General features: G+C 67.9%; 12 protein-coding genes. 4 read left to right on the forward strand and 8 right to left on the reverse strand.

Translation table 11 applies throughout. The annotated features are described in order from the left end of the window. The first annotated feature begins 12 nt into the window (after window positions 1-12). A complete protein-coding gene (nagA, locus tag ACZ5IQ_RS21655) occupies window positions 13-1,170 on the forward strand; it encodes an N-acetylglucosamine-6-phosphate deacetylase (protein ID WP_464480243.1) in 1,158 nt (385 codons plus the stop codon). 160 nt (window positions 1,171-1,330) lie between these two features. Here the strand turns inward: nagA and ACZ5IQ_RS21660 are convergent, their stop codons facing one another. The 6 genes from ACZ5IQ_RS21660 to ACZ5IQ_RS21685 are packed head-to-tail and all read right to left on the reverse strand — an operon-like array spanning window position 1,331 to window position 7,724. Next, window positions 1,331-2,896 carry a radical SAM protein gene (locus tag ACZ5IQ_RS21660; protein WP_464480244.1) on the reverse strand — a complete coding sequence of 522 codons (1,566 nt, stop codon included), beginning with the start codon at window positions 2,894-2,896 and terminating at the stop codon, window positions 1,331-1,333. Continuing rightward, on the reverse strand, window positions 2,893-3,342 hold the full coding sequence (locus ACZ5IQ_RS21665) for a hypothetical protein (RefSeq protein ID WP_464480245.1): 450 nt from the start codon (window positions 3,340-3,342) through the stop codon (window positions 2,893-2,895). The genes ACZ5IQ_RS21660 and ACZ5IQ_RS21665 overlap by 4 nt, the downstream gene beginning before the upstream one ends. After that, window positions 3,323-4,123, reverse strand: a complete 801-nt coding sequence (locus ACZ5IQ_RS21670) for a prolipoprotein diacylglyceryl transferase (protein ID WP_464481498.1) — start codon at window positions 4,121-4,123, stop codon at window positions 3,323-3,325. The genes ACZ5IQ_RS21665 and ACZ5IQ_RS21670 overlap by 20 nt, the downstream gene beginning before the upstream one ends. Before the next feature lie 35 nt (window positions 4,124-4,158). Beyond that, complete coding sequence (locus ACZ5IQ_RS21675) at window positions 4,159-5,265, reverse strand: NDMA-dependent alcohol dehydrogenase (protein WP_464480246.1); 1,107 nt, start codon at window positions 5,263-5,265, stop codon at window positions 4,159-4,161. Between the two features lie 13 nt (window positions 5,266-5,278). Further along, window positions 5,279-6,214 carry an alpha/beta hydrolase gene (locus ACZ5IQ_RS21680; protein WP_464480247.1) on the reverse strand — a complete coding sequence of 312 codons (936 nt, stop codon included), beginning with the start codon at window positions 6,212-6,214 and terminating at the stop codon, window positions 5,279-5,281. A gap of 13 nt (window positions 6,215-6,227) precedes the next feature. Next, on the reverse strand, window positions 6,228-7,724 hold the full coding sequence (locus ACZ5IQ_RS21685) for a flavin-containing monooxygenase (protein WP_464480248.1): 1,497 nt from the start codon (window positions 7,722-7,724) through the stop codon (window positions 6,228-6,230). 125 nt (window positions 7,725-7,849) lie between these two features. Here ACZ5IQ_RS21685 and ACZ5IQ_RS21690 point away from each other — a divergent pair, with 125 nt between their 5' ends. Then, window positions 7,850-9,109 carry a PucR family transcriptional regulator gene (locus tag ACZ5IQ_RS21690; RefSeq protein WP_464480249.1) on the forward strand — a complete coding sequence of 420 codons (1,260 nt, stop codon included), beginning with the start codon at window positions 7,850-7,852 and terminating at the stop codon, window positions 9,107-9,109. Window positions 9,110-9,112: 3 nt separating this feature from the next. On the opposite strand, the gene ACZ5IQ_RS21695 is transcribed toward ACZ5IQ_RS21690, so the two are convergent. Together ACZ5IQ_RS21695 and ACZ5IQ_RS21700 are read right to left on the reverse strand one after the other, a co-directional pair. After that, complete coding sequence (locus ACZ5IQ_RS21695; RefSeq protein WP_464480250.1) at window positions 9,113-10,240, reverse strand: sensor histidine kinase; 1,128 nt, start codon at window positions 10,238-10,240, stop codon at window positions 9,113-9,115. After that, window positions 10,237-10,959, reverse strand: coding sequence for a response regulator transcription factor (locus ACZ5IQ_RS21700; protein WP_406802525.1), 723 nt, complete (start codon window positions 10,957-10,959; stop codon window positions 10,237-10,239). Before ACZ5IQ_RS21700 ends, ACZ5IQ_RS21695 begins: the two co-directional genes overlap by 4 nt. Window positions 10,960-11,112: 153 nt before the next feature. Here ACZ5IQ_RS21700 and ACZ5IQ_RS21705 point away from each other — a divergent pair, with 153 nt between their 5' ends. Both ACZ5IQ_RS21705 and ACZ5IQ_RS21710 read left to right on the forward strand, forming a co-directional pair. After that, a complete protein-coding gene (locus ACZ5IQ_RS21705) occupies window positions 11,113-11,571 on the forward strand; it encodes a DM13 domain-containing protein (protein ID WP_318987316.1) in 459 nt (152 codons plus the stop codon). Next, complete coding sequence (locus ACZ5IQ_RS21710) at window positions 11,571-12,068, forward strand: DoxX family membrane protein (protein ID WP_464480251.1); 498 nt, start codon at window positions 11,571-11,573, stop codon at window positions 12,066-12,068. The genes ACZ5IQ_RS21705 and ACZ5IQ_RS21710 overlap by 1 nt, the downstream gene beginning before the upstream one ends. Window position 12,069: the final 1 nt, after the last annotated feature.

Below are 12,069 nucleotides of genomic sequence, written 5' to 3' on the forward strand. Positions count from 1 at the left end.
GACTGACGGGCGATGACGCTCATCTCGGCCGGGACGGTGGTTCTCGGCGATTCCGTGTGCCGGCCCGGGTGGCTGGAGATCGACGGTGACCGCATCGTGGCGTGCGGCGGCGGCGCCCCGCCCCGCAGTGTCGACGTCGATTTTCCCGACGGTGTCGTGGTGCCGGGCTTCGTGGACATGCATGTGCATGGTGGCGGCGGCTTCTCCTACGGCACCGACGATCCGGGTGACGTGGTGCGGGCCGCCGAGTTTCATCGTGCCCATGGGTCCACGACGACCCTGGCGAGCCTGGTCACGGCGGCGCCGGAGGTCCTGCTGGCGCAAATTCAGACGCTGGCCGACGCGGTGCGCGACGGCGTCGTCGCCGGGATTCATCTGGAGGGTCCGTGGCTCAGTTCGGCGCGCTGCGGTGCGCACGACGTGACGCAGCTACGGGAGCCCGACCCCGCGGAGATCGATGCCGTACTCGCCGCCGGCGACGGGGCCATCCGCATGGTCACGATCGCCCCCGAACTACCCCGCGCCGATGTCGCGATCGAACGGTTCGTCGACGCGGGAGTCATTGTGGCCGTGGGCCATACCGACGCCAGCTACGAAGAGACCAAACGGGCACTGCAGCTGGGCGCCACAGTGGGCACGCATGTGTTCAACGGCATGCGCCCGCTCCATCACCGCGATCCGGGCCCGGCGCTGGCGCTGCTCGAGGACAGCCGGGTGACGGTGGAGCTCATCGCCGACGGCGTGCATCTCCATCCCGCGCTCGTGCACCAGGTGGCGGTCACCGCGGGCTCGGATCGCGTCGCGCTGATCACCGATGCGATGGCGGCAGCCGCCATGCCCGACGGGACGTACCAACTGGGCGGGCTCGACGTCGAGGTCGCAGGCTCGGTGGCGCGGCTGCGCGAGCGGTCCACCATTGCGGGCGGTACGGCCACGATGGACGCGTTGTTCCGGACGGCGGCAACGGGTTTGGAGGCGGCGTCGGATTCGGCGCTGCGGCACGCCGTGGCGATGACGGCGACGACGCCGGCGCGCACCCTCGGCTTCGACGACGTCGGCGAGTTACGGCCCGGCGCGTCCGCTGACTTGGTCGTGCTGGACCGGCAGCTGCAAGTGCAGGCGGTGGTGCGGCGCGGAGTGTGGTCGGCGAGTCGGGGCGCACCAGCCTGACTACGGCTTGTGCTGGCCAGATCCGAGCGGACGGAGAACACACCCGCTGGACACTGGACAAGCAATTGATCTCGGCGACTTGAGTGCGAACTGACGTCGCGAAGGTGCGAGTGGGCAGGTGCGCAGATTCGCAGTCAATGCCACAACCACGAGCCAACCCTCAAATCACCGTGAGCGGCAGCGCCTTTCCCAAGTCAGTGCCCGCGGCGATGGACATCCGCTGCCGCCCGAGCGCCGGCCATGCCTGTACCGCACAGAACGGCGCGCACTGGTCCTGGCTCGACCGGGTGCCGACGTGGACGCAGCACTGCACGAGGCGTTCTTCGATCATCGTCGAGATGTCCATGAACGGTTTGACGGTGATGCGAACCACCCGCTCGCCCAACAGTTTCCGCACCCGGTTCTTTCCGCCCGGCAGGGCCGACGACGCCAGCGCCAGCAGCGTCGGCATGCCCAGATCGCAGTTCTGGCAGATGGTTCGCCACACGTCGCCGATCCCGGGATGCGACAGCGAGGACTGCTCGGACAACAACCCCAGGAGCGATTCCCGGACCGCCAGCTGCAGTTCCTGCGGCAGCTCGCTGTCGGCGATCCTGTTGGACACCAACCCGAGTCGTTCTTTGAGAATGTCATGGCCGATCAGCGACACCAGCGACCGCCAGTGCCCGGAATCGTCGCGCAGGACATAGCCGACCGAGCAGCAGTGCGGATGCGAGCACGGCAGCGCGGTGAGGTCCCGCCAGGTCACCAGGCCGGCGGTCTGCGGGCCGAGCCTGCTCAGCACACCGGTGTGTGTCAGCCGGTCGTGTGCGTCCAGGTTGCCCGACCGCCCCGAGCCGAACTGCGGCTGAATGGTGATACCGCCGACGTAGGGGGTATCCAGCGCCAGCTGCACCATGTCGCCGATCTCGTTGTCGTTGACGCCGAGCGCGGCAGCCATCACCAACGTGGTGAAAATCTGGCGCTCCGAAAGGCGCTGCAATGCCTGCGTTTTCAGCTTGCGGAGGTCGCCGCCGCGGTGGTGCCGGTGCGCCGTCTCGGACAGTCCGTCGTATTGCAGATACACCTCGACACGGTGCCGGTGGGCACTGAGCAGTTCGAGGAGGGCATCGTCCGTGGCGATCCGGATGCCATTGGTGTTGACCAGGATTCGGGTGACGGGCCGGCGTGTCAGTGCGTCGAGCAGTTCGGCCAGATCGGGATGCAGCGTCGGTTCCCCGCCGGAGAGCATCAGCACATCCAGCCGGCCGTTCTCCCGGGCCAGCCGCTGATCGACATTGGCCAGCACGTCGGCGACGGGCACCACATTGCGCAGGTCGGGCGACGAGTCGGTGAAGCAGGTGGGGCACCGGAGATTGCAGACCTCGGCGATGTCTTCGAGCAGGATGCAGGTGTGCTGGGTCTGCATCTCCGGCAGCCCGCGCAGATACGCCGACGGGATCGGGTCGAAATTGCCTGCCACATCAGGCATGTGCGCCTTGGTCGGGGCGGTCCACTCCTCCAGGTACGCAAGGATCTCGGGGCTCTCGTCGTACAGCGTGCTGATCAGGCCATGTGCCGGGCAACCCCGCTCCAGCCACACCTTCCCGTCGCGCTCGACGAGCCGGCCGGCCAGTCGCGCCACATCGGCGAGCAGCCGTTCGGGAGCGTCGTGGTGACAGCGCGGGCAGTAGGCCGTCACGTAGCGCAGGATGCGGTCACCGCGCAGACCCATGCCCGCCGTCATGTGTACATCGTCGGATTGAGGCCGGTGCAGTACCCGACGGTCAGGATCGAGGTGAGGGCCCAGCCGATCATCAGGCCGAGGCCGAGCCCCTTGGATGCCGGGTTGCCGGTCTTCCACAGCGCGAAGCCACCGCCGAAGGCAAGGAAAGCCAGCAGCGCGGCCCCGAAGGCGAGCAGCACCTTCCGCTGGTCGGCGAGCATCAACGTGAGGAAGCCCACGCCGACGTTCAGCACCGGGAAGAGGATCACCCCGCAAACCACACCGCCCCCCGAGATCGCGTTGGGCTTCGGCGGCGGATAGCCGTACTGCGGGTACTGAGGGTATTGCGGGTACTGCGGCGGATATTGGGGGTATTGGGCGTATTGCGGGTGCTGGGGCGGGTTCTGGCCCGGCGGCACGCCGTCGCCGGGCTCGTCGTCCGGATAATCAATTGGCGGCTGGGACACGGTCGCCCTCCTTGTCTGCAGACGAAACCCGGTAGTAGCCGCGGCGATAACCGCGCCACACCCGAAAAACCAAGAGCGCCAATGACGGCAGCAGCACCCATTGCGGCCGCGTCAGGTCCAGCCACACGGTCTCGTTGGCGCGCACGAATTCCACGAAGAAACGGAACACGGCATAGGCCGCCACGTAGATGACGAACAACTCACCGGGATGGGTGATTCTGGGCCGCAGCCACATGAGCACGGCGAAAGCGGCCAGCTGGAACACGATTTCGTAGACGAACGACGGGTGCATGGCCAGCCCGGCCACACATCCCGGGCACTCCGGGGTGCTCGCCGGCGCATGTACGCCCCACGGCAGTGTCGTCGGGCGGCCGGGCGCCTCCGTCAGCAGGCACCCGATTCTGCCGATCGCCATCCCCAGGGCGACCGCCGGAGCGAACAGGTCCCCGGTCTTGCCGCGATATCCGCCGAGCCGTTTGGCGATCAGCACCCCGACGTACGCGCCCAGCAGCCCGCCGAGGATGCTCTTGGAGCCGTACTCCCACGCCTGCGCGACAGTGGGATTGGCGCCGAAGTCGAGGTGCCGCGCCAGGCCCGACAGGCGCATCCCGATCGCCCCACCGACGAGGGCACCGGTGACGGCCACCAGCGACTGTTCGTTCACCGCGCCGCGGCGCCGCGCCTCGCGCACGAACACGAGGACGGCGGCGAGGACCCCCAACCCCACGAACAGACCGTGGACCGGTACCTGCACCGGTCCGATCTGCCACTGCCGGATCATCTCGATCACAGTGGCAAACCTACCGGCCGGAATCGTCAGTGCACGATGATCCCGCGAATGTTCTTGCCTTCACGAAGATCTTGATAGCCCTGGTTGACCTCTTCGAGGGTGTATCGGGTGGTCACCAGGTCGTCGAGTTGCAGCTGGCCGTCGTTGTAGAGCCGCAGCAGCCGGATGATGTCGTACTGCGGGTTGGCGGAGCCGAACAACGAGCCGCGAATGGTCTTCTCGAACAACGTCAACTCCAGGCCCGAGACGTGAATCGTCAGCTTCTCGGGGTTGGCCATACCGATGACCACGACAGTCCCGCCCTTACCGATGGCACTGAATGCCGACGTGACGACGTCCTCGTCCACGGTGCCGACGCAGATGATGGCCTGATCGGCGCCCTGCCCCCAGGACAGCTCGTTGATCTTCTCGGCGGCGGCCTCGGCGCTCGCGAAGACATGCGTCGCACCGAATTTCAGCGCGGCATCGCGTTTGAACGGCACCGGGTCGACGGCGACGATGTATTTCGCGCCGGCATGCGCGGCGCCCTGGACGGCGTTGATGCCGATGCCGCCGATGCCGTACACGACGGTGATGTCGCCGGGCCGCACGTTGCCCGCGTAGGTGGCGCCGCCCCATCCGGTCGGCACGCCACAGCCGACGAGCACGGCGGTCTCGAGCGGCAGCCAGTCGTCGATCTTGACCACCGAGTGCTGCGAGATGGTGGCCTTCTTGGCGAACGTCCCCAGCATGCACATGGCACCGAAATCCGTACCACCCTTGTGGAATCGGAAGGAGCCATCCGGCATGGAGCCTTCGAGGATGGTGGCGCCCATGTCGCACAGAGCCTGCCGGCCGGTCGAGCAGTATCGGCAATGGCCGCAGCTTGGGATGAAGCTGCACACCACGTGGTCCCCCGGCTTGACCTTGGTGACACCGGGGCCGACGTCCTCGATGATGCCGGCGCCCTCGTGCCCACCGACGATGGGATAACGCGGTGGGAGGTCGCCGTCGGACAGGTGCAGGTCGGAGTGACACAGTCCGGCGGCGGTGTAGTTGATCAATACTTCGCCCGGCCCCGGGCCGTCGAGATCGAGTTCCATGATCTCGAAGGGCTTACCCGGCTCCAGCAGGACAGCTGCGGTGGTCTTCATCGGTGGATTCCTTTCAGGCTGAGTGGGTAACGCTGCGATTTCCTTGGGCTGGGGCCAGATCGCGCTGCAGGAAGTCGAGCTGGTCGGCCAAAACCCGCTGCTGCCAGGGACCGTCGTAGAAATCGAGGTGGTCTGCGGGGTACTCGCGCAATTGCGCCCAGTACCCGGCGCGGCGGGCCGCCTTGCGGGCGGCGGCGGCCGGCGCGATGCGGTCGTCGGTGCCGGGCTGGACGAGGATCGGGCACGCCAGTTTCCCGGCTTTCGTGATCGGGCGGTTGAACGCGACGCCGAGCGCGTGCCGACCACGCACCTCGTTGCGCCACGTCGGCCCGGCGACGGGCAGCCAGGCCTCTTCCGAGCCCGAGGTGGCGATCACCGCGTTCGAGCCGGGTTGCCCGACCACCGGCACCATGTGCGCGGGCCGTCCGCGCGCCGCGCGCAGTGTGTCCCGCAGCGCATTCACGCTGGCGCGCACCAGATATCCGATGCCGCAGTTGCGGACCAGGTGGACGAGCGTGGCCCGCCCGTCGACGGCCGGATTCATCGAGATGACGGCCGCGATCCGCTGGTCCCGGGCCGCCACGGCGATGACGTGGCCGCCGGCGTACGACGTGCCCCACAGCACGATCCGGTCCGGGTCCACGCCGGGCAGGTGCCGCGCCGCGGCGATGGCGGCGTGATAGTCCTGCCGCTGGCGGGAAATCGAGACATCCTGCCGCGGAACACCTTCGGATTCACCGAACCCGCGGTAATCGAAGACCAGCACGTCGAGGCCGGCGGCGGCGAACGGCTCGGCGAAGCCGAGCAGCGCGGTGTCCTTGGTGCCGCTGAAACCGTGGGCCATCACCACGCACGGCCGGCCGGACTCACCGGCCAGCGCATCGGTGGCAGCAGGCAGATGCCAAGCGGCACAACGGACGCCGTGGCTGTAGAAGTAGAGCTGCTTCATGAACGATGTCTCCCTACGAGGCGTACGCGACGGACTTGACGGACGAGAACCGCAGGCCCGGATCCTCGATGGGACCGCCGCGTAGCCGCTCGGCATCCATCTCGTAGGCGTGCTTGACCAGCCACGAACCGCTGTCGCCGCTGCGGGGGAACTGCTGGATGCCGCGCTGCACGTAGCCCGACGACAGGTCCATCAGCGGGCCGCGTGCCATGTCGAGGTTCTCGACGACCGGCACGACGACGTCGTGACCGTGGGCGTCCATGTGGTCGAGCATCCGGCAGAAGTGCTCGCAGACCAGATCGACCTTCAGGGTCCACGCGATGTTGGTGTACCCCATGGCGAAGGCCATGTTGGGGACGTCGGACACCATCATGGCCTTGTACACCGTGTGATCCGGCATGTTGAGCAGCTGACCGTCGACGCTCAGCGCGATCTTGCCGAACAGCGACATGTTCAAACCCGTTGCGGTGACGATGATGTCGGCCTCCAGCTCCTGCCCGGACTCCAGCAGGATGCCGCGCTCGGTGAACCGCTCGATCTGGTCGGTGACGATCGAGGCCTTGCCGGTCCGGAAGGCCTTGAACAGGTCGCCGTCGGGCACCATCGCCAGGCGCTGCTCCCACGGGTTGTAGCGCGGGGTGAAGTGGGTATCGACGTCGAAGCCCTTGGGCAGCTGCCGGGCGACGTTGGCGATCAACAGCTTTCGCATGATCTTCGGGTACTTCTGGCAGAGCTTGAACAGTCCGCGCGCCGTCGCGATGTTCTTGCGCCGCACGATCGGGAAGGCGCGCTCGTGGCCGAGTACCTTGTTGAGCGCGTTGGTGATCGGGTCCGCGGCCGGAACCGACAGCACGTAACTCGGGGACCGCTGCAGCATGGTGATGTGGCCGGCCTTGTCAGCCATCGACGGGATCAGCGTGACCGCCGTTGCGCCGCTGCCGATGACGACGACCTTCTTGCCGGCGTAGTCCAGATCCTCCGGCCACAGCTGCGGGTGGATGACCGGGCCCGCGAAGTCGTCCTTGCCGGGGAAGTCGGGGATGAAGGGCTTTTCGTAGTCGTAGTACCCGGTGCCGAGGAACAGGAAGCGGCCGGTGAACGTCGTCGTGTCATCGCCCTGCGTCGTGGTGACGGTCCAGCGGCCGGTGTCGGAGTCGAAGTTCGCGTTCTGCACGCGCCGACCGAACCGGATGTGCTCGCCGATCCCGTTCTCGTCGACGGTCTGCTGCAGGTAGTCGAGGATGATGTGGCCGTCGGCGATCGACTTGCGGTGGGTCCACGGCTTGAAGCCGAACCCGAACGTGGGCATGTCGGAGTCCGACCGGATGCCGGGGTACTTGTGCAGGCTCCAGGTCCCGCCGATGGTGTCGCGCCCCTCGATGATCAGGAACGACGTGCCCGGGCGGTTCGCCTTCAGGTGATACGCCGCGCCGATGCCGGAGATGCCGGCGCCGATGATCAGGACGTCGACGTCCTGCGACGTCGACCGCTGCGTTGAGGAGATGGACACTGTGTGGCTCCTGACGGGTGGACAGCTTTGTGTGATGGCACTCACGCTATGGACGTCGCGGGGCGTGTAACAGGTGCGACGGCCCAGTACTCGACCCGCGATATGTGCAGGGGCATACTTCGTTGATGGCCGCCGAGACACCATCACGTGAGGTCATCGACCTCATGGGCGACGTCGCCGAACTGATGCTGGCCGAGCTCGACGACCTGGTCGCCGAGATGGACGCCGCCGAGATCGAGCTCTCCCCCGCCGCCGGCTCGGATGCGGCCGTGCTGGCGGATACCACCGCCAGCAACCGGGCCAACGCCGCGCGGGTGCTGTCGATGCTGGCCCGCAGGGAAGCCAAGCCCGCGCCCATCGACATCCCACCCGAGGCCCTCGATGTCGCCCGCACGATTGCCCGCCGCGGGTTGGAGCTCGATGTGCTGTTCCAGTCCTACCGGCGCGGACAGAACGTGGCGTGGAGTCGCTATATGAAGCACGCCACCCGACTCGTCCCCTCCGGTCCGCTGCTGCTCGAACTGCTGGAGGCGTCCTCACAACGCCTGTTCGAGTACGTCGACACCGTGCTCGGGTGCGTCGTCACCGCGGCGCAGCGCGAACGCGAGGAAGTGCTCGGCGGCGCCATCGCCCGCCGCGCCGAGACCATCCGGCTCATCCTGGACGGCGCCGCCATCGACGCCGGGCGGGCCGGCGAGCGCCTGGGGTACGACCTGCGCCAGCGCCACACCGCACTGGTGCTGTGGACGCCGCCGCACGGGGACGTCCAGGGTGCGCTCGAATCCGCCGCGGCGGTGCTGGCGCGGGCCGCGGGTACCCGACCACCGCTGACGTTGTCCGTCGGTCCCTCGACGTTGTGGGCGTGGCTGGGCAGCAGCACCGAGCCCGCGGTCGACGCGCTGTCCGACGCAATCGAGCAGGCGCAGAACCACATTCGCGTCGCGGTGGGACCGACGCGGCCCGGCATCACCGGCTTCCGCCGCTCCCACGAGGCGGCGCTGTCGATCCAGAGTCTGCTGGCCGGGCACCCCGGCGGCGCCCGGGTTGCGCTGTTCCGCGACCTCGAGGTCACGGCGCTGGCGGCCCAGAACACCGACCGCGCAGCCGAATTCGTCGCCGCGACCCTGGGCCCGCTCGCGCAGGACACCCCGGCCGCGGCCCGCCTGCGCGACACCCTGCGGGTGTTCCTCGACGAGGCGGACAACGCACCCCGCGCCGCCACCCGGCTGCACACCCACCGCAACACCGTCCTGCAGCGGGTGGCCCGGGCCACCGAATTGCTCGGTTACCAGCCGGGGGAACGCCGGCTCGCGATGGAACTCGCGCTGGAACTGGCGCACCAACTCGGTCCCCGCGTGCTCACCTCGGCGCCACCGGGCGCATAGCGATCACGTGGTCGGCAGCGTCACGTCCAGCCGGAATCCGCCGGGCACATGGGCGGCCGACACCTGACCGCCGTGGGCTTCGACGATGCCGCGCACGATGGCCAGGCCGATGCCGGCGCCCGAACCGTCGGCCTCCGGGGTGCGGGCCTGCGTACCGCGCCATCCCATGTCGAACATGCGCCCGAGATCGTGCGACTGCACGCCGGGGCCCTGGTCCAGCACCGTCAGCACGATCCGGTCGCCGTCGAGGTGATGGGCCGAGACCTGGATCTCGGAATCCTCCGGCGCGTGCCGAATGCTGTTGACCAGCAGGTTCGCCACCACGCGGGACAGCTCCCCCGGATCGGCATAGAGGACCTGGTCGGTCATTTCCGCATGCGTGATGGTGATGCCGCGGGTGGCCGCGAGGGCCCGCATGTCGGACACGACATCGGAGACGAGATCGAGGAGCACCACCGGCTCCTTGCTGAGCTTGAGCATGCCGCTCTGGATCTTGGACAGCTCGAACAGCCCGTCGACCATGCCGTTGACCGCATCCACCTGATCGCGGATCTGGCGGATGTAGTCGGCCGGCTCGTCGACGACGCCCTCCTCGAGTGCCTCGGCCATCGCGCGCATACCGGCCAGCGGTGTCCGCAGATCGTGCGAGACCCAGGCGACCAGCTGACGGCGCGACGCGTCGAGTTGCTCGACCTCGGCGCGGGCCGCCGCCAGCTGCGCGGACGACTGCGCGAGTTGGCCGGACAGTTCTGCGAATTCGCGCGAACTGTCGACGTCCGCCGTGACGACCTCGCCGCTGCCGATCTGCCGGGCCGCGCGTTGCAGCCGGGCCAGCGACCGCCGCAGCCGTCGCAGCATGAACCCGGCGGCCAGGCCGGCCATGAGCGCCGAGATGGCGAGCACCGCCAGCAGCACCTGTAGGTCGTGCGACGACAGGTACATCTCGATCGAGATCGCCACCGTGGAGGCGACGATCGCGACGATCGTCGCGCCGATCAGCGCCGTCACGTGCGTCCCGATGGAGCCCCGCCGATTCAGCTGCATGACGAGAACCGCTGCGCCCGTGGCCACCGACGTACAGATCAGGGCCGTCACCGCGATGATGACGAGGTCCGTCGCGCCAAGGATCATGCCGACCGCCCCGATGGCGTGAACCGGTACCCCGTGCCCCACTCGGTGCGCAGGTAGACGGGGTCACGTGGGTCGGCTTCGATCTTCTCGCGGAGCCGCCGGATGTGCACGGTGACCGTCGACGCGTCGCCGGCACTCCAGCCCCACACTTCGCGCAACATCTCATCGCGGGAAACCACACGGTCGGGGTTCTTGAGGAGGAACAGCAGCAGTTCGTATTCGCGTCCGGTCAGTTCGACATCGGCGCTGCCGCAGGTGATCCGGCGCATCGTGGGGTCGATGCGGAACCGGCCGACGACGAACGGAGCGAGCGGCGACTGGTGGGAGACCCTGTGCCGCAACAGTTTCGAGATGCGTAGTTGCAGCTCACGCAGCGCGAAGGGCTTGGCGAGGTAGTCGTCGGCACCGAGTTCGAGGCCGTCGATCCGGTGACCGCTCGCCCCGAGGGCGGTCAGCATGATCACCGGAACGTCGGAGCGGCTGCGGATGTCGCGCAGCAGGTCGTCGCCGGACAGCCCAGGCAGCATGCGGTCGAGCACGAGTACGTCGGGTGTCGAGCGCTGCACGGCGTCGCGCGCGGTTTCCCCGTCGGAGAACTCGTCGATCCGAAAACCTTTGGCGCGCAGGTACGCCGCCACCGCGGTCCGCACCCGCTGGTCGTCTTCGACCAGCACGACGTGCGCTCCGCCGCCGTTGTCGGAGCTCACGGGCGCATCCATGTCGCACCTCTCATGGTGCTGAGCCTAGACAGCGGGCCGGGTATCGGGCTGATTCTTACGGTTCTGAAATCTTTGTCGAACGCCCGCCGGGCGCTCCCTAACTTCGTCGGCGACGGGGTGATCGGCACCCCACGACGCTCGAAGGAGTTCCACATGGTCATCAAGCCGATCGCAGCGACAGCAGCTGCGGTGTTCGCGCTGACGCTCACCGCGTGCGGTGCGAACGAGATGAAGTCGGCCGGTTCGTCGAGCCCCGCCAGTTCCGCGATGTCGTCCACCATGACCTCCGCGATGGCCACCGCGAGCTCCGCCGCGCGCACGGGTCATTTCACCGGCCTCAATGGCAAGCACGTCGCCGGCACGGCGACCGTGACCGGCATGAATCTGGAGTTCGCGGAATTCTCGTCCGACGAGGGCCCGGACCTGCACGTGTACCTGACGAAGGGGTCCACCGAGTCCGATGTCGCGGCGGGTAAGGAGATCGCCGCCATCAAGTTCGACCAGGCGACGCAGTCGTTCCCGCTGTCCGGCATCGACACCATGGGTTACACCACCGTCGTCATCCACTGCGACAAGGCGAAGGCAGTCTTCGGCGCTGCCTCCCTCATGTGATGTCCGATCTGATGACCACCCGCGCACTGACCACGCGCGACCGCGCCGACCTGGCCGCGTCGATACTCTTCGGCGCGGTCCGGGTCGGGCTGGGACTGCTGTGGCTTCATGAGGGCTATGTGAAGTTCCGGGCTCACTTCGGGCGTGCGGACATCCTGCTGGTCGTCGACGGCGCGTCAGCGAATTCGCGTGTGCCGGAATACTTTCGCTTCGTCGCCGAGCACCTGTTGCGGCCGACGGCCGACCTCGCCGGCGTCATGACCCCGCTGACCGAAGTGACACTGGGTCTGGTTCTGATCCTCGGTGTGTTCAGCACGCTGTCCGCCGTCGCCTCGGCGGGCTTGCTGGCCGTCTACTGGAGCTCGGACCAACTCATCGCCCAATATCCGATCATGGCGCTGCTGAGCGTGGGCGTCCTTGTCGGACAGGGTTATTCGAACCGCTGGTCGATCATGGCGCTGGTGCGCCGGCGACCGGCCCACCAGGAAGTGGGATGAC

Source organism: Mycobacterium toneyamaense, from assembly GCF_055384815.1.

Bases quoted from the DNA above. Each gene is read 5' to 3' on its own strand.
- nagA (WP_464480243.1), top strand. From the start codon at position 13: ATGACGCTCATCTCGGCCGGGACGGTGGTTCTCGGCGATTCCGTGTGC.
- ACZ5IQ_RS21675 (WP_464480246.1), bottom strand. From the start codon at position 5,265: ATGAAGACCACCGCAGCTGTCCTGCTGGAGCCGGGTAAGCCCTTCGAG.
- ACZ5IQ_RS21670 (WP_464481498.1), bottom strand. From the start codon at position 4,123: ATGATCCGGCAGTGGCAGATCGGACCGGTGCAGGTACCGGTCCACGGT.
- ACZ5IQ_RS21660 (WP_464480244.1), bottom strand. From the start codon at position 2,896: ATGACGGCGGGCATGGGTCTGCGCGGTGACCGCATCCTGCGCTACGTG.
- ACZ5IQ_RS21710 (WP_464480251.1), top strand. From the start codon at position 11,571: ATGTCCGATCTGATGACCACCCGCGCACTGACCACGCGCGACCGCGCC.
- ACZ5IQ_RS21690 (WP_464480249.1), top strand. From the start codon at position 7,850: ATGGCCGCCGAGACACCATCACGTGAGGTCATCGACCTCATGGGCGAC.
- ACZ5IQ_RS21705 (WP_318987316.1), top strand. From the start codon at position 11,113: ATGGTCATCAAGCCGATCGCAGCGACAGCAGCTGCGGTGTTCGCGCTG.
- ACZ5IQ_RS21700 (WP_406802525.1), bottom strand. From the start codon at position 10,959: ATGGATGCGCCCGTGAGCTCCGACAACGGCGGCGGAGCGCACGTCGTG.
- ACZ5IQ_RS21680 (WP_464480247.1), bottom strand. From the start codon at position 6,214: ATGAAGCAGCTCTACTTCTACAGCCACGGCGTCCGTTGTGCCGCTTGG.
- ACZ5IQ_RS21695 (WP_464480250.1), bottom strand. From the start codon at position 10,240: ATGATCCTTGGCGCGACGGACCTCGTCATCATCGCGGTGACGGCCCTG.